Here is a 17,745-nt window from a genome sequence, read left to right as displayed (position 1 = left end):
CACACAAATCAAGTGCGATGCCTTTTTGTTAAACTATATGTTGAGCTTGTACCACGTATGCTAGGAACTTAAAATTTAATATAACGTTCAGGGTTTACAGCAGAGCTTTTGCCTTTCCAATCGCCCTTATGCAATTCAAAATGCAGGTGAGCACCAAACGAACGTCCTGTGTTCCCTATATAACCTAATTGTTGACCTTTATTGATAGATTGACCACTTGAGACGCTGTAGCTCTCTAAGTGAGCATAAACTGTAACCCACGTCTGACCTTCGACATTGTGACGAATAAATACGGCATTACCAAAAGAAGAAGAATGATATGCTCTAATTACTTTTCCGCTTGCTGCGGCTACAACTGGCACACTTTCTCCTCGCTTTCCAATATCAATACCGTAATGTCCTCTTCCAAACGTTTCTCGATATCCAAAATGAGATGTTACCGGGCCCTTTGCCGGCCTCATAAACGACCCGCTTGTAACAGGTGGTGCCTCCTCTGTTGCCCCGGCTTTTTCAATTTCTTGCTGTTGAGCTTGTGCTGCATTTTTTTGATCGGCTAAAATAGAAGCTTGCTCTTCTAATCCAACGGCTTCTTCATTAAATTCTTTTTCCTGATCTTTGAGCGTTTGCATGAGGTGATTCTTTTCATCCACTTGTTTTTGCAGCTGCGCACGAAGATTTTTAAGTTCTTCAAGCGCTTGATTTACTTCCGTTAGCTTGTTTTGAACTTTTGTTTCTTTCTCTTCTTTTGCCTTTTTATCAGCTTCATGCTGCATTAACAAATCGCGGTCAGCCCCTACAATTGTCGAAACCGCACTCACTCTGCTAATAAAGTCTCCGAAGCTTTCAGAGCCTAGCAGTACATCTATGTAATCCACAGACCCGCCGTTTTCTTGTAAAGCACGAGCACGCTTTTTTAATAGCTCATTTCGTTTTTCAATTCTTTTTTTTACAACGTTAATTTCATTTTTCAGCTTTTCGATGTCTTGCTTTGCTTTTTCTACTTCAGCTTCACGGCTGCGGATGTCTGCATTTGTCTGTCCGACTTCTGAATCCAAACGCGCAATCTCAGCTTCTTCGTTTTTTTGCTGTTCTTGAACTTCTTTTAATTTCTCTTTATTTTGATTAATATTTTGGTTCACATCGTTACTTTTTTTCTCTAAATCACTGAGTTTAGTAGTGCTGGCACTTTCTGCATAAGCAACTTTTTCATTACCTATCCAAGCTGTACCTAGTCCAACTAAAACTGCTGCTGTCATTACTAATGTCTTACGTGTCATTTGTTTCTCCCCATTTGCACATATTTCCCCGTATAAACGGGCATTAGCAAGACCCCCATTAGCACTTTTTTCTATTTTTATCTGTAATTACACAACAACCTCACATCTGATAAACATCAAATGTGAGGTTGTTATAATCTATTATGTTAAAAATCTATCTTTATTTTCGTAAGAATTTACGGATGGATAATGTACTTCCCCACATCCCAATTAGACCACCGATTACAAGTAGTAATAGCGATACTTGAAGCACGAATGGAAAAGCAGGTAAAAGTTCAAAGAATCCATCGAACTTAGGCTGAACTTCATTATATAAAACGCTGTACACACCGATAATAACAGCAATTGGCACAATAGAACCAAGCACTCCTAAAAACAGACCTTCAATAAAGAACGGCCAGCGAATAAAGGAGTTTGTGGCTCCAACTAAGCGCATAATTTCAATCTCTTCACGGCGAGCTACAATCGTAATTTTAATTGTATTTGAAATGAGGAACATCGCTGTAAATAGAAGCCCTAAAATCAGTACTACTCCGATATTACGAGCTACTTTCAGCACTTTAAATAACTTTTCAACTTGATCTTGTCCGTATTGAACTTTTGCTGCATACGGATATTTCTCAATTTGTTTAGCTACTTTTGCGACATCAGTCGGCTCTTTTGTTTTAACAACAAACACATCATTTAATGGGTTTTGCTGCTCAAACGGTTCAAAAGCTTGTCCTTCATCACCCATACTATTAATTAAATCTTTTAACTCTTTATCTTTAGAAGAAAACGTCACCGTATCAACTTGCTTAATTGCATCTAGCTTTTCTTTCATTGCTTTTCGATCATCCGCTGTCGCTGCAGCATCAACGTGAACGCGAATTTCCACATCATTTTCAATCAATTTAGCAATGTGGTTTAAATTCATCATCAACATAAAAAATACGCCTACAAGCAAGAGCGTCACGGTAACCGCGCTTGCAGATGCGAATGTCATCCAGCCGTTTCTTCCTAAACTTTTAGATCCTTCACGTAAGTGGCGACCGAATGTCCTAGCCTTCATATCCGTATTCACCTCTTACTTCATCACGCACAACATTTCCATTTTCAATCGCAATTACGCGCTTTCGAATTGTATTTACAATTTCACGGTTATGCGTTGCCATTAAAATAGTCGTACCGCGTTTATTAATCTCCTCAAAAATATCCATTATTTCCCATGAAGTCTCCGGATCAAGGTTCCCTGTCGGTTCGTCGGCGATGACAACCTTAGGACTATTCACAATTGAACGCGCAATAGACACACGCTGCTGCTCTCCTCCAGATAATTCATCAGGGAAAGAATCCATTTTACCCTTTAACTTAACAAGCTCTAGCACCTCTAGCACTCGCTTTTTAATTTCTTCGGGACTTTGCTCAATTACTTCTAGTGCAAAAGCAATGTTTTCATAGACCGTTAATTTTGGAAGCAGCTTGAAATCTTGAAAGACTACACCAATATGACGTCTAAAGATAGGAACTCTGCTATCTTTTATTTTTGCTACATTTGCACCGTTTACAATGATATTTCCTGAAGAAGGCTTTTCTTCACGATACATCATTTTAATAAAAGTGGATTTTCCTGCTCCACTTGGTCCTACGATATAAGCAAACTCACCTTGATTAATCTTGATGCTAATGCCATTGATTGCTTTTACACCGTTCGGATACGTTTTATATACATTTTGCATTTCAATCATAAGTAATCACCTAATCAAGTGTGTTATTTTAATACTATGTAAAACTTGTCAAAATACGACAAAACTCTACAATTCAAACCAAAAATTCGACTCTTCTCACGCGCTTTCTCATTATAACATCACTCTTCGTGAAAATAAGCCCCAAAAATATTACATTTTTATTTCAAATATGACATAAGTAGGATATTTTTAGCAGGGTATGAGAATTTATCCTTATTTTTAATTCTGTTGTTTTTTGCTGTTCATTTTTTTACGAATATCGTTAGACAAAGCACATTCATGTCTACTTTTTTACAAACAAGGTATGATAAATAAGAAAAACGATGAGGAGAGATAACATGATCACTATTTATGGAAGTTCACGGGAAAACGGAAATACGGAAGAATTGGCTAAAGCAGTCTTAAAAGATATCAATACTGAAGAAGTTTACTTACGTAGGCATACCATTAACCCCATTACTGATATGCGTCACGATGAACATGGATTTACCAATCAACAAGATGATTATTATGATATAGCGAAAAAGATGGCAACGCACGATACTATTTTATTTGTTACGCCTCTTTACTGGTACGGTATGAGCGGATTGATGAAGAACTTTGTGGATCGTTGGTCTGAAAGCCTTAGAGATTCGACAATCAACTTTAAAGAACAAATGAAAAATAAGCGCGTCTATGTATTAGTAGTCGGGGGCACAGGCGCATCTGTAAAGGCCCTTCCTCTTATTATGCAATTTCAATACATTGTCGATTTTATTGGTTCTTCCTTTAGCGGATACATCATTGGAGAAGCCAATGCACCTGGAGACATAGCAAAAGATGTCAAAGCTCAACAGCAAGCTATTGTCTTAAATGAACAATTAAAGCAGCTTTAACACAAAAATAAGACGGAGACCCGTCTTATTTTTTCTTTGCCAGCCAAGCCGCAACTTTTTTGGCATCTTCTTCATTAATCAGTCCTTTTGGCATACCGCCTTGACCATTGTTAATAATGTTTTCAATTTCAGCTTCTGAGTGCTTGCTGCCTACATGCTGCAAGCTTGGCCCATTTGCTCCTCCTAAATCTACACCGTGACAGCCTGTACAGTTTTTCTTCACAATATCTTCTGCACTCGCTGAAGATTCACCGGCAGATTCATTTTTGGAACTACCTCCGCCGCACGCGGACAAAACAAGCGCTAGGCCAATTGTTAACGTTAATAATACTTTTTTCAAGCCTTCTCCCCCTTGCTGTAGAGTTTTCACTCTATTATAACCTACTCAAGAATGTTTAAAACACTCTGTTTACAAGGACTTTGTTTCAATTTCATGAATTCTCTCATCGTATTTATGTATGAGGTCAAGCAATTGATTCGTTTCCTAAACGTTTTTTGTATACTACGCGTGAAATTGTCACACTGAGCTCATATAAGAGCAGAAGCGGGACAATGACTAAAATATCCGAAATAAAATCAGGAGGAGTAATAAGCACAGATATCACAATTAAAGCAAAATAAGATAACTTCCTTGCTTTAGCTAACCTCACTGGATTTAGAACCCCTAAACGCGTTAAAAATAAGACAACTAAAGGCATTTCAAATAAAAAACCAAATGGTAAACACAGATTAAGCATAAAACGGAAATAATGCTCCGCCGTAAACATGAGTGAAAACTGATCATTCGACAAACCTGTTAAAAATGCTAAAACCATTGGAAATAAAACAAAATAACCAAACCCCAAGCCACTTACAAATAAGAGAAAAAAGAATGGAATGAAGGTAATCATAATCTTATACTCTTCCTTTTTTAATCCCGGTGAAACAAACCGAAATACTTGATAAGCAGCTACTGGAAGTGTAAAAGCAAGCGCAAAAACAAATGCAATCACCATATAAATCCATACAATTTCACTTGGTCCAAGTATAGCAAGCTTGCCGTCCAAATCTTTCACTAGCCACTGATAAATATCTTGTACAAATACAAAACTGACAATAAGTAAAACTACAAATGCACAAAGTGTTTTAATAATACGAACACGCAATTCTTCAAGGTGCTCCATCAAGCTCATTTCTCCCATTGTCTATTTCTCCTTTCTGACAAGTAGAAATAGACGAGTTTCCTCGTCTATTTCCTTACTTACAATGTCGATTCATTCCTTTTTTGTTCAGAAACGGTTGCTGCCTGCTTTTCTTTAACACTTTCATCATCTGATACGAGCCCTTTTGCTGCTCCTTTAAATTCAGTTAATGTTCGCCCAAACGCCCGTCCAACTTCCGGCAGCTTAGACGGCCCAAAAATAATTAACGCAATGACCAAAATAATAACTAAACCAGGAATTCCAATATTAGAAAGCATACTTGACCTCCTTTCCCTTACTCAATTTACTGCTGTACTTTTTCTTTCTTTTTCAACTCTTGTTTTTCATGTGCTTTCCCGTGTGCCCGCATACGATCTTCCTCTACTTCCTTAGAAATCTTTAGCCCACGCGGCACGTTATTTACTTCAACTTCTGTCATACCTTTTCCATCTTTTTTATATTGAAAGGAAGCTCGAGTTGAAATTTCCGCACCAGGTTCTGTTACAAAAGGCACAACGCGATAATCAGCTTGCCATATATCAGGAGTGACCGTACACCTTACATATCCTCTGTAATCATTAAAGAATGTGAGATGTGGATTTTGACTTAAAATTTTATCCGTATCAGCTCGTTTATCTGCTCCGTTCCCTCCGGAAGTGATGGAGGTGCCAACGAACTCTGCACCAATAATTCTTGAATTAAGATTGGCAAAATCCGTGTGTAAATTAGAAGCCCAGTTAGCGTGCACATCTCCAGTTAGTACAATGACGTTGTCCAACTTTTTCTTTTCAATAAAATCAATAACACGCTGACGATTCGCCGTATACCCATCCCATGCATCCATGCTGTATGTAGGCTTAGCCGCCGTTCCAAATTTTCTGGGAGCAAAGAAAATTTGTTGAGCCAGTACGTTCCAATGACACGCTGATTTTTCAAGATTAGTAAAAAGCCATTTTTCTTGTTCAATCCCTAATAGCGTACGTTTAGGATCAAGAGATTCTGGCGTTTGCGGCTTTGTTCCGTCTCCGTTTGCTTGATCGTCTCTGTATTGACGCGTATCCAACACTTGAAAGGAAGCTAGTTTCCCATATGAAAAGTCACGATACAATCTCATATCCGTTCCGTGAGGCAAGGATGTTTGACGCAAAGGCATATGTTCGTAATAAGCTTGATAAGCTGCCGCGCGGCGTTGAATAAATGCTTCTACTGATTGTCCTTTTTCAGGAATTACATTTGCATAATTGTTTTCTACTTCATGATCATCCCACGTCACAACCCACGGAAAAGCAGCATGAGCAGACTTCAAATTGGCATCTGACCTGTACTGAGCATGCCTGTTTCGATAGTCTTGAAGCGTTTGAATTTCTGCGCTGCTGTGAGTACGAACATTTCCGCTTGCAGCCACATACTCGTTTGGTCCATATTCATAGATGTAATCGCCCAAATGAACCACAAAATCCAATCGTTCTTTAACCATATGTTCATAAGCTGTAAAGTAACCATGTTCATACTGTTGACACGAAGCGAATGCAAACGTCATGCTGGCTACTTCTGCATTTGCTGAAGGAAGTGTTTTTGTTTTTCCAACCGGGCTTAACTCATGACCGCTTTTAAATCGATAATAATAAATACGGCCTGGCTTTAATCCTTTTACATCAACGTGAACAGAGTGAGCAAGTTCAGGTCTAGCTATTTCTGTTCCTCGTTTGACAATTCGATGAAAGTCTTCATCTTCGGCAAGCTCCCATTTTACTGGAACGGGTTGATTAGGCATTCCCCCGCCATTCAATGGGTCTGGTGCTAATCTTGTCCAAAGAACAATACTATCTGCTAAAGGATCTCCCGATGCGACGCCTAAAGTGAACGGATAACTTGAAAATTTAGGCGCTGCCGCTGAAACTTCTACTGCATTTAAACCGATAGACTGAGCAATTGTTAAGCCAAGTGATACTCCTGCTACTTTTCCAGCTCCTTGTAAAAAACGCCTTCTATCAAACCCTTTACTCGAAGAAAAACTGTTCTGTTTTACTTGCTCTATTAATTCGTGTAACGATTTATTTGCCACTGCACATGCCCCTTCCTCTTGATTTAACTCAAATTATAAAAGCTGTTTGTAAAAGAGGTATAAAGGATTGTAAAGAAGCATTTACCATAAAATAGGTATTTTAAACCATTTTATTTCATTGACAAAATAAGCGAACGGACGACAGCAACCTTTAAATTTCTGTATTTTCTTAATTTTCTATCTACAAATAGTTCTTTACGCTCGTTTTTCTTCATTCAAATTTTACAAAGTCCTAACAACTAAAAAAAGGCAGCATACCGAGGTATACTGCCTTTTGATTAAATATGAGAACGTAAATACGCATCAATAAACGGATCTAGATCTCCATCCATTACACTTTGCGTGTTTCCGACTTCCGTATTTGTGCGGTGATCTTTTACTAACGAATACGGATGGAATACGTAAGAACGAATTTGACTTCCCCATCCAATATCTTTTTGTTCTCCGCGGATTTCAGCTAGCTGTTCTTGCTGCTTCTCAATTTCTAACTGATACAACTTAGATTTTAACATCTTCATTGCTTGCTCACGGTTTTTAATTTGTGAACGTTCCGTCTGACAAGATACGACTACATTAGTTGGGAGGTGAGTAATACGAACAGCTGAATCTGTTGTATTGATATGCTGACCTCCGGCACCGCTTGCACGGTACGTATCAACCTTCAAATCTTCCGTACGAATATCAATTGAAATTTCATCGTTAAATTCCGGCATTATGTCGCACGATACAAATGACGTATGGCGACGGCCTGATGAATCAAACGGAGAAATACGAACGAGACGATGAACGCCTTTTTCAGCTTTTAAATACCCGTACGCATTATGGCCTTTAATTAAAAGCGTTACACTTTTAATACCAGCTTCATCCCCAGGTAAGTAATCAAGTGTTTCTACTTTGAAACCTTTTTTCTCCGCCCAGCGCGTATACATACGTAGTAACATTGAACCCCAATCCTGTGATTCTGTTCCACCAGCACCTGGGTGCAATTCTAAAATGGCGTTATTTTTATCATACGGCTCGCTTAAAAGCAGCTGTAATTCAAAGTCGTTCATGCCTGAAATAAGCTCTTTTAGTTCACTAACTAGTTCTTCTGCTAAATCTTCATCGTATTCTTCTTTTACAAGTTCATGAGATATCTGTAAATTTTCGTATGTTTCATCTAAGTGGTTAAATTGATTTACTGCATCTTTTAAACCATTGGCTTCATTAATAACAGTCTGAGCTGCCTGCTGGTCATTCCAAAAATTTGGATCAGCCATAGTCTCATCTAATTCATCGATACGAGCTTGTTTTGTATCGAGGTCAAAGAGACCCCCTAAAGTCCGCTAATCGCTTAGCTGTTTTGTCAAGTTCTTGCTTAATTTCTACTAAATCCATGAGTTAAACACCTCTATTTTATTTTTGACGCACAGGAAGGAAATGAGAAGACTCATTTCCTTCCTGTACTAGTTCATTCTATACTAATTGACTCTTATTTTATGATTCTTTACCGCAGCAGTTTTTATACTTTTTGCCACTTCCACAGATACAAGGATCATTTCGGCCAACTTCTATCGCATTTACTTTTGGCTTCTTCTTAGCCGGCGCGTCTCCTTCTTTTGGATGAACAGCCGCCTGACCTTGCGCTACTTCTTGACGCTCAAGGTTGTTGTTAATTTCTGCTTTCATGATATACTTCGTCACTTCTTCTTCAATGGTTGCAATCATATTTTCAAACATCGCAAAACCTTCCATTTGGTATTCGCGAAGAGGATCTGTTTGGCCGTACGCACGAAGGTGGATACCTTGGCGAAGCTGATCCATCGTATCGATATGATCCATCCATTTAGAATCAACTGCTCTAAGAACAACTACTTTTTCGAATTCACGCATTTGTTCTTCAGGGAGCTGCTCTTCTTTTTCATTATAACGAGCTTTTGCATGATCTACCAGCAGTTCTACCATTTCTTCAGGCTCTTTACGGCGAAGATCTTCTTCTGTGACTTCGCCTTCCTCAAGAACATTAGCATTTACGTAATCAATAATCGCTTGTAAATTCCATTCTTCTTCTAATTCTTCACGCGGTGTATTTACCTCAACCACACGCTGTAGCGTTGATTCAATCATACGTTCTACAATCGCACGTAAGTTGTCTGAATCAAGCACTTCAAAGCGTTGTTTGTAAATAACTTCACGCTGCTGACGAAGAACATCATCATATTGAAGCAATTGTTTACGCGCATCAAAGTTATTACCTTCAACGCGTTTTTGAGCGGATTCAACAGCTCTCGTTACAATTTTACTTTGAATTGGCTGTGAATCATCCATACCAAGACGATCCATCATCGCCATCATATTATCAGAACCAAATCGGCGCATTAATTCATCTTCCATGGATAGATAGAATTGAGACACCCCTGGGTCCCCTTGACGTCCAGCACGTCCGCGGAGCTGATTATCAATACGGCGTGATTCATGACGCTCTGTACCAATTACAGCAAGACCTCCAGCTTCAACGACACCTTCACCTAGTTTAATATCCGTACCACGACCGGCCATATTCGTTGCGATTGTTACCGCACCTTTGTGACCCGCATTCTCGATAATATCCGCTTCACGCTCATGCTGTTTTGCATTTAAAACGTGATGGCGAATGCCTTTTTTCTTTAATAATGCTGATAAAACTTCAGATGTTTCAATCGCAACTGTACCAACAAGAACAGGCTGTCCTTTTGCGTGGCGCTCGGCAATATCTTCCACTACCGCATTAAACTTGCCTTCCATTGACTTGTAAATTAAATCCGCTTTATCATCACGTGAAATTGGCTTGTTTGTCGGAATAACGACAACGTGCATGTTGTAGATATTACGGAATTCTTCTTCTTCCGTTTTAGCTGTACCCGTCATACCTGATAATTTTTCATACATACGGAAGTAGTTTTGGAATGTAATTGTAGCTAACGTCATGCTTTCATTTTGAATCTCAACGTTCTCTTTAGCTTCGATAGCTTGATGCAAGCCGTCACTAAAACGTCTTCCTTTCATCAAACGACCAGTAAATTGGTCAACGATTACGACTTGATCTTCATCAATTACATAATCCACATCGTTTTGCATCGTTACATGTGCTTTAAGCGCTTGGTTGATGTGATGGTTTAGCGCTACGTGTGAAATATCAAATAAGTTTTCAATGCCAAATGCGCGCTCGGCTTTTGACATACCTTCTTCGGTTAGCTGAACGCTTTTTGTTTTGATATCAAAAGTAAAATCGGTTTCTTTATCAAGCGTGCGAACGAATGCATTAGCTTGAATATAAAGCGCAGTCGATTTCTGTGCGCTGCCGGATATAATAAGCGGCGTACGTGCTTCATCAATTAAGATAGAGTCAACTTCATCGATTACAGCAAAATGAAGCGGACGTTGAACCATTTGTTCTTTATAAAGCACCATGTTATCACGTAAATAGTCAAATCCTAGTTCATTATTTGTACTATACGTAATATCCGCTGCATATGCTTCTTGTTTTTCTTCACGCGTTAAATGGTTTAAGTTTAACCCTACTTTCAAGCCTAGGAATTCATATAAACGACCCATTTCACTAGCATCACGGCTCGCTAAGTATTCATTGACTGTTACTACATGTACACCTTTGCCTGTAATGGCGTTTAAGTATACAGGCATAGTAGCTGTCAACGTTTTACCTTCACCCGTTTTCATTTCCGAGATATTCCCTTCATGCAGAGAAATACCCCCCATTAGCTGAACTTTGTACGGATACATGCCTAACACACGTTTCGCTGCTTCACGTACAACCGCAAAAGCTTCATCTAATAGGTTATCGAGCGATTCACCATTTTGGTAGCGTTGTTGAAATTCAGCTGTTTTTTCACAAAGCTGATCGTCCGTTAAAGACGCTATTTCAGGACCTAACGCATCAATTTGGTCCGCCATTTTTTCTAAACGGCCGATTTGGCGCTGATTGCCGTCAAACACTTTTTTAAATAATCCAAGCATATTAAAACGCTCCTCTATTTATAATCAGTACATTTTATACTATTTTCATTCATATCTGTATCTTTCATTATAAAACATTCTGAGTAAAATTGTAACATTGCAGCTAAACAAGTAGCAACTTGTACCCTTTTTCGTCTGTCTCTTTACTAGTACTACTCTATTAAGGAGTTATTTTCTATTGTGATTTTCCCTGCCTCACTCTTACAATAAAAAAGGGGGATGTAGAATGAACGTTCAAACGATTACGAAAGAACAAGCTTGGGAAGTCCGACATATCGTCATGTGGCCTCATAAAGATTTCAGTTATGTTCAGCTGAAAGAGGATCCATCAGGCATGCACTATGGACTGTTTGAAAAAGGAGAGTTAAAATCAGTTGTTTCCTTATTTATAATAGGTGATGAAGCTCAATTCCGGAAATTTGCTACGCTCAAAGAAGAACAAGGAAAAGGGTACGGCAGTCATTTGCTAAAAGAAGTTTTGTTCAAACTCAAGAATCTTGGGATACGAAGGGTCTGGTGTAACGCACGAGAAAATAAAGTATCTTTTTATCAGGCATTCAAAATGAAAGAAACCACGCGTGTATTCACCAAATCTTCTACACGCTATGTAGTTATGGAACTATTTTTTTAAACAGCTAAAAAAGCAGCGTGCGGAAGCACGCTGCTTTTATTTTACTGCTCTTATTTAAGAAAGACTGTAACCTTTAGTTTGGTTCAATCAATCCATATCGGCCATCTTTTCTTCGGTACACAACGTTTGTAATGTTTGTCTCAGCATTTGTAAATACAAAGAAACTATGTCCTAACATATTCATTTGTAAAATAGCCTCTTCGCTATCCATTGGTTTTAAATTAAATCGTTTTGTACGAACTAGCTCTAATTCATCCTCTTCAGTTGCAACAGCTACGTTCGCTTCACTTTCTAATGCTGCAAATAGATACTTCTCAGCACCTTTTTCACGCATTTTTCGATTCACTTTTGTTTTATGTTTACGAATTTGACGCTCTAATTTATCTAGGACAAGATCGACAGCTGCGTATAAATCACTGTGGGTCTCTTCAGCTCTCAATACGAGATCATTCATTGGGATTGTGACTTCTATTTTTTGATCGTTATTGTAGACTTTTAAGTTTACATTTACGTCAGCAGTTGGTGTCTCGTCGAAATAACGCTCTAACTTACCAAGCTTTTTCTCTACGTATTCCCTAATTGCTGGAGTCACCTCAATGTTTTCACCGCGAATGTTATACATCATGTTCGAACTCCTCCTTTAATCCATTGCTATACCTCTACAATTCTACAATACCCGACACAATCCCTTCCTAAACTATTAAAATTTTTAGAAAATTTAGTGAAAATTTTTGGAACCTGAGAAAAGTTTATGAAAAAACCAAAAAAATAGACCTTCTTCATAAGAAGAAGGGTTGTATTTTTTACGCAAAATTAATTTTTTTTATCGTAAAACATCCCATCAAACGATTTCATTTCGTAAGGGTTTACATAGCTGTTATTATGCTTTTTTTTCACTTTTAGCAAACGGAGATCTTCCATGATTCGATGCCGGATGAAGATCAGATTTTGATCAATCGTCTTATTCATTTCGACAATTTTCTTACCCATCCATTCATGATCTCTACTTTTTGGCGGCAGCTTCTCCATGAGGTCACGTCTTTTTAATAGAAGATACTCTAATTTCTGAATGTCCTCTTCTCGATTTTTGTCAGAAAATATTTGAGTAAGTCGGTAAATCTCGTCAGTTATCTGATACAGTTCGTTTATCATATTTATGCTTGGCCGCCGCTTCCATGGACTTGCTGGCGGTGAAGCTGCACAACTTGCTTCCACGTATCGCGGAACTCTGTTACATATTGTTCGGCTTCATCCAAGCTCTCTATGTCATTTTTTGTGTTCGCTTCAATTAAACACTGGTTGATATAGTCATACATAGTCATCATAGACTTAGCAACTTGCACGTTTGTATCAAGGGTAATCATTAATTCTTGAATAATATTTTGTGCTTTTAACAAATTCGTATTTTTTAGCTCAATATTTTTTTCCTGTATGCCTGTTCGTGCAAGTTTGATAAATTTCAAACACCCGTTATACAGCATAAGCGTTAACTCTCCTGGAGAGGCAGTCTGAACAGCTCCCTGCTGATACGCTTGATATGGATTATTTGCTGCCATAAACGTTCACTCCTTCTTAACTAAAATATTGCGATAACTGCGCGCTTTGAGCATTTGCATTTTGAATGGCTTTCTCCATTGCTGTAAACTGACGATAATACCGGTCCTCTACTTGTGTGAGCCTGCTTTCAAAACTAGTAATTTGGCTGTTTACGCTTTTTAAATTCCGCCCAAGCAAAAATTGTTCACTTGTCCATGTTGAACGGCCAGCGCGCTGCTCAACTTTGGATACGGTTTGAGTAATCGTATCTCGTAAACGTCGTACAATCCCTTTTTCACTTGTGGTACTTCCACTTTTCATAAATAAATCCATAACAGACTGCGGGTCTTTTTCAATTGCTTCTTTTAATTTAGTCCCGTCACCTTCAATCACTAGCTTGCCTCGATCACTATAGTTTGCGCTAGTTGAAATACCGATGTCCGTTAGCTGTGAAAATGCTCCGCTCACTCCTGATACAGAGGCATACCAGTTAGAACGCATTTGATTCAGCCCGCTTGATAAAATTGTGTCTCCTTTTAACAAACCGCTTTTTGCTTTATCATCCCACTGCTCAGCTTGTTTGTCCGTTAGCTTTTCTCTTTCTTGATCCGTCAAAGGCTGATAGTTTCGGTCTCTTTCTTCGGTAATCTTTCCATTAATTTTCTCAATCAGCTCATTATATTTAGTCACAAAATCTTTGATTGTATCAAATACTTTTTGCGTATCATTGCTTACGTTAACGCGCACATCTCCTGTGAAATTATTTTGAAGGGTATAGGTAACGCCTCCCGTTGTAAATGTATTAGACTTACGAGTTGTTTCTAGACCGTTTAGCGTAAATTTTGCGTCTGTTCCTTTCGCATTACCGGCAAGTTGTAGAAACCCCGTTGTCAAAAATGCTCCTGAAAAAACCATATTGGATCCATCTGGACTGTCAACAGAAGATAAATTCCCCGTATCTTTACGAGTCATGACAACTTTATTCGTTCCTTCATCAAAAAAAGCTGAAATGCCTACTTTTGAATTACTGATTTGTGTGAGAAGGGTGTTTAATGAGGTGGAACCATCAAATTCAAATGGCGTACTTCCCCCATCTTGAATATTTCCTGTTGCTTTGCCTGTACTATCATAAGTTGTCATAGAAAAGTTCAGCACATTTTGCTGATACGAGAACGCTTCAATTGTACTGCCGCTTGTTAATGTGGTACCAAACGTCATTTCACCTGTGTCTTCGTTAATAAATACTTCATTAGAATTTATAATTCCCGCCGCTGTTCCTATTCTTACGGTATACGCTTTACTTGTACCATCCGTGGTAACGGATATAGAGTTTAAAGTGCCTGTGTTCTGATTTACAGCAGAAACAGCACCTTTAGCTAATTTCACTGTACTAGTATCCGCACTTAATGTTATGGCGGCTTGTTCCACTGTTTTCTCAGTCCAAACACTTGAATCCATCGACCCGCGTTGAGACCACAAGCTTTTCGTCGGATCCATACTAGAATCAATACTGGTGCTAATAGTCTGAGCAGCAGTCGCCATTGTCACGTTTGAAAGGGTATAAGACGCATTTCCTGCTGAGGAAGTAGCTGCTGCTTTTACTTTTGTTTCATCTGCTGAAGATACCGTTTTGGACGAATAAGAAGACTGCAAGGTCATATTAAAAGCAAGATTATTAAAGTCTGATAACAGCAAATTCATAGAGCGATAATCGTCGCGCTGCCACTCTAACGTTTGCTTTTGTTTTTTCATCTTATCAATAGGCATTCGTTCAGCCTTCATTAAATCACTGACGATTTGATCAATATCCATCCCACTTGCTAATCCACTTACTCTTACCACTTACCATCACCACCGTTTTTTTATTCATCTATCCATCAACTGCTAGCCATAAAATATAAGTATATTTTTTCGAATCTCCCTATTCGTTCATAGGTTCACCACTTCTCTATTTTGTATCGGTAAAACGAACATTTTTTTCATAGGTCAAAGGGTGCAAGATAGAAAAAGCTCACTTATTTTTTTACAATAAGTGAGCTTTTTATTATTGGCCAAACAAGTTCAGTTTCTGGGATAAATTCCTTTGAATATCCTTAGGAATAAGGTATGGTGCTAGATTTATAATATCTCGTAACGAATCAATGGTTACAGAGGCAGATAAATTTATATATTCATCCGTTGTATCTGCTTGCTCAAACGAAATGGAATCTGGCAAATTATTGAGCAGAGTAATTTCATTCATTTCTTTATCGACCGTGACATCAGAAGACTCGTTAATATTTAAGCGATCCCATACAAGAGACCTCGGAATCGGCATTCTTCCTAAATGCACACTATTCACCTTCAAAACAAGCTTTCCATTCTCGGCATTTGGTGTTACATCAACTACAAACTGTGATTCCATAAAAGATACTACATGTTTATTAATATAAAATTTTATATGTTCCGGAAGCAACTCCGCTTCTGCTCCCTCAACCGTTTCATCATTTTCATAAAGGTAGCTGCGCAAATAATCGTTAACATCGCTCTCGCTCAATCGGTAGCCTAAAATAGGGGAGCCTCCGTTCAGTTCTAGCGACGTCGCACGAGCGGACTTTTCTTGTGCTAGTGAAGATAATGAAGCAGTCTGATCAAGCTTTTCAACATTTCTAACTGGACTAACGAAAAAATACAACCCAAATAAAAGGATAATAAATAGAAAAATAACAGCTATAAATTTTCTCAAACACACGCACCCTTTCAAACATTCTTCTTGGAACATAATACCGATTTATCTTTTATCATACAAGATAAATAAGATGTATGTCGAAAACTTGTATAAAATGTACGTATATACTCGACATCCCAAATGGCGAATAAGTCTATAGTGAATAAAACGAGTCTTTTTCGACTTAAAATGCGTCGATTTTAGTAACTTAAAGTCGATTTTTATAGGAATTTGATAATTGGCACACTTCTTGCTTATTATAAAGGTAAGGGGAGGAATTTCTATTTATATTTTCAGAATTTACTTTATTTTCTAATAGTCTTTCGATAATTTTAAAGGAGTGAATACGATGGGAAACAAAACAGAATCACACGGAAAGTTAAAGCAACGTCACGTTTCCATGATTTCCATTGCAGGTATTATCGGGGCCGGCTTGTTTGTAGGAAGCGGATCCGTTATTAACGCAACAGGCCCAGCAGCAGTAGTTTCATATGCAGCAGCCGGACTGTTAGTCGTTCTATTAATGCGTATGCTCGGTGAAATGGCTATGGTAAATCCAGATAAAGGTTCATTCGCGACATATGCTCAGCAAGGAATTGGCCCGTGGGCAGGTTATGCTGTTGGATGGCTTTACTGGTTTTTCTGGCTAATTGTAATTGCAATCGAAGCCACTGCAGGAGGAGCAATTGTTCATGAATGGCTCCCTTCCGTACCAATTTGGCTTTTAAGCTTAATCTTAACCTTTGCATTAACCTTAACAAACTTATTCTCTGTCAAATCATTTGGAGAATTTGAATATTGGTTTGCAATGATTAAAATTGTGGCAATCGTTGCTTTTATGGGAATCGGTTTAGCTATTATTTTCGGATTAATCCCAGGTACATCTTCACCTGGTTTAGCTAATTTAACGGGGCACGGAGGCTTTATGCCAAAAGGTACGAACTCTATCTTTTTAGGAGTTATTACCGTTATTTTCTCTTATTTTGGAGCTGAAATTGCGGCTATTGCAGCTAGTGAATCAGAAAATCCAGCAAAAGCTATTACAACTGCTATTCGCAGTGTCGTATGGCGAATTTTAATCTTCTATATTGGTTCAGTTGCTATTTTAGTAACTCTTTTACCTTGGAACTCAGCTGATTTACTAAAAAGTCCGTACGTAACAATGTTAGAAATGGTCAACATTCCAGCAGCTGCACAAATTATGAATTTAGTCGTATTAGTATCCGTTTTGTCTTGCTTAAACTCTGCTTTATATACGAACTCGCGAATGATTTTATCATTAGCTCAAAAAGGACAAGCTCCTCGTGCCTTAGCAAAGGTAAGCAAATCAGGCGTGCCGGCAAGAGCCGTATGGATTAGCACAGCTGCCGCATATGTATGTGCTATCTTTAGCTTCGTTTCGCCGGATAAACTCTTTTTATTCTTAGTTAACGCATCAGGAGCCATTGCTCTTATTGTGTACTTAGCTATCGCTATTTCGCATTTACGCCTGCGTAAGAAAATGATTCAAGCCAACCAGCCAATTAAAGGAATGAAAATGTGGTTGTTCCCGTATTTAACATACGTAACAATTGCTGTTATTACCGTGATCTTCTTATCAATGGCATTTATTGATTCGATGCGCTCACAGTTTTTCTTAACTCTTGGATTAACCGCTGTTGTTCTTCTTTCATACTCGTTCATCAAAAAAACAAATAACAAGCGACCTGACGATCAATTTTCCGAGTCAGAAAATATTGCAAAATAAAAAAAG

General features: G+C 38.3%; 17 protein-coding genes. 3 read left to right on the top strand and 14 right to left on the bottom strand.

Translation table 11 applies throughout. The features are described 5' to 3' along the window. Positions 1-68: 68 nt before the first annotated feature. From ACMX9J_RS20520 to ftsE, 3 genes are all read right to left on the bottom strand, one after another. Positions 69-1,277, bottom strand: coding sequence for a peptidoglycan DD-metalloendopeptidase family protein (locus ACMX9J_RS20520; protein WP_176344887.1), 1,209 nt, complete (start codon positions 1,275-1,277; stop codon positions 69-71). Positions 1,278-1,437: 160 nt separating this feature from the next. Then, positions 1,438-2,328 (bottom strand): permease-like cell division protein FtsX, encoded by an 891-nt coding sequence (gene ftsX / locus ACMX9J_RS20515; RefSeq protein WP_014457813.1) that lies wholly within the window; start codon positions 2,326-2,328, stop codon positions 1,438-1,440. Continuing rightward, on the bottom strand, positions 2,318-3,004 hold the full coding sequence (ftsE, locus tag ACMX9J_RS20510; protein WP_013085414.1) for a cell division ATP-binding protein FtsE: 687 nt from the start codon (positions 3,002-3,004) through the stop codon (positions 2,318-2,320). Before ftsE ends, ftsX begins: the two co-directional genes overlap by 11 nt. Positions 3,005-3,342: 338 nt before the next feature. Here ftsE and ACMX9J_RS20505 point away from each other — a divergent pair, with 338 nt between their 5' ends. Beyond that, positions 3,343-3,879, top strand: a complete 537-nt coding sequence (locus ACMX9J_RS20505) for a flavodoxin family protein (RefSeq protein WP_416226132.1) — start codon at positions 3,343-3,345, stop codon at positions 3,877-3,879. A gap of 25 nt (positions 3,880-3,904) precedes the next feature. On the opposite strand, the gene cccB is transcribed toward ACMX9J_RS20505, so the two are convergent. From cccB to secA, 6 genes are all read right to left on the bottom strand, one after another. Continuing rightward, entirely contained in the window at positions 3,905-4,219 is a 315-nt protein-coding gene (gene cccB / locus ACMX9J_RS20500; RefSeq protein ID WP_013059743.1) for a cytochrome c551, read from the bottom strand. A 124-nt stretch (positions 4,220-4,343) separates the two neighbouring features. Further along, positions 4,344-5,060: a twin-arginine translocase subunit TatC gene (gene tatC / locus ACMX9J_RS20495; RefSeq protein ID WP_328171369.1), complete on the bottom strand. Its 717-nt coding sequence runs from the start codon at positions 5,058-5,060 to the stop codon at positions 4,344-4,346. Positions 5,061-5,119: 59 nt separating this feature from the next. Beyond that, positions 5,120-5,338, bottom strand: a complete 219-nt coding sequence (locus ACMX9J_RS20490; RefSeq protein ID WP_028412028.1) for a twin-arginine translocase TatA/TatE family subunit — start codon at positions 5,336-5,338, stop codon at positions 5,120-5,122. 26 nt (positions 5,339-5,364) lie between these two features. Beyond that, a complete protein-coding gene (locus tag ACMX9J_RS20485) occupies positions 5,365-7,098 on the bottom strand; it encodes an alkaline phosphatase D family protein (RefSeq protein WP_416226149.1) in 1,734 nt (577 codons plus the stop codon). Positions 7,099-7,403: 305 nt separating this feature from the next. Next, positions 7,404-8,502, bottom strand: a protein-coding gene (gene prfB / locus ACMX9J_RS20480) for a peptide chain release factor 2 (RefSeq protein WP_114896991.1) whose coding sequence is annotated in 2 segments (ribosomal slippage) — positions 7,404-8,438 and positions 8,440-8,502 — 1,098 coding nt in all. Because the reading frame shifts where the segments join, the coding sequence is not laid out codon by codon here. Positions 8,503-8,601: 99 nt separating this feature from the next. Further along, positions 8,602-11,118 carry a preprotein translocase subunit SecA gene (gene secA, locus ACMX9J_RS20475; protein WP_416226131.1) on the bottom strand — a complete coding sequence of 839 codons (2,517 nt, stop codon included), beginning with the start codon at positions 11,116-11,118 and terminating at the stop codon, positions 8,602-8,604. A 226-nt stretch (positions 11,119-11,344) separates the two neighbouring features. On the opposite strand from secA, the gene ACMX9J_RS20470 reads away from it, so the two are divergent. Beyond that, entirely contained in the window at positions 11,345-11,749 is a 405-nt protein-coding gene (locus ACMX9J_RS20470; protein WP_416226130.1) for a GNAT family N-acetyltransferase, read from the top strand. Between the two features lie 73 nt (positions 11,750-11,822). On the opposite strand, the gene hpf is transcribed toward ACMX9J_RS20470, so the two are convergent. The 5 genes from hpf to ACMX9J_RS20445 form a co-directional block, all read right to left on the bottom strand. Next, positions 11,823-12,374, bottom strand: a complete 552-nt coding sequence (hpf, locus tag ACMX9J_RS20465; RefSeq protein ID WP_013059750.1) for a ribosome hibernation-promoting factor, HPF/YfiA family — start codon at positions 12,372-12,374, stop codon at positions 11,823-11,825. Positions 12,375-12,562: 188 nt separating this feature from the next. After that, complete coding sequence (locus tag ACMX9J_RS20460) at positions 12,563-12,901, bottom strand: hypothetical protein (RefSeq protein WP_028412024.1); 339 nt, start codon at positions 12,899-12,901, stop codon at positions 12,563-12,565. 2 nt (positions 12,902-12,903) lie between these two features. Further along, positions 12,904-13,305 (bottom strand): flagellar export chaperone FliS, encoded by a 402-nt coding sequence (fliS, locus tag ACMX9J_RS20455; RefSeq protein ID WP_028412023.1) that lies wholly within the window; start codon positions 13,303-13,305, stop codon positions 12,904-12,906. A 16-nt stretch (positions 13,306-13,321) separates the two neighbouring features. Next, on the bottom strand, positions 13,322-15,127 hold the full coding sequence (locus tag ACMX9J_RS20450) for a flagellar hook-associated protein 2 (protein ID WP_416226129.1): 1,806 nt from the start codon (positions 15,125-15,127) through the stop codon (positions 13,322-13,324). 202 nt (positions 15,128-15,329) lie between these two features. Next, positions 15,330-16,016 carry a YpmS family protein gene (locus ACMX9J_RS20445; protein WP_224980629.1) on the bottom strand — a complete coding sequence of 229 codons (687 nt, stop codon included), beginning with the start codon at positions 16,014-16,016 and terminating at the stop codon, positions 15,330-15,332. Positions 16,017-16,341: 325 nt separating this feature from the next. Between ACMX9J_RS20445 and ACMX9J_RS20440 the strand changes: the two genes are divergently transcribed. Beyond that, entirely contained in the window at positions 16,342-17,739 is a 1,398-nt protein-coding gene (locus ACMX9J_RS20440; protein WP_028412020.1) for an amino acid permease, read from the top strand. Positions 17,740-17,745: the final 6 nt, after the last annotated feature.

It is taken from the genome of Priestia sp. RMT2NF4, assembly GCF_047872835.1.
Taxonomy (GTDB): domain Bacteria; phylum Bacillota; class Bacilli; order Bacillales; family Bacillaceae_H; genus Priestia; species Priestia zanthoxyli.
The sequence above is the reverse complement of the archived record's forward strand: the minus strand, read 5'-3'. Positions and strand labels throughout refer to the sequence as shown.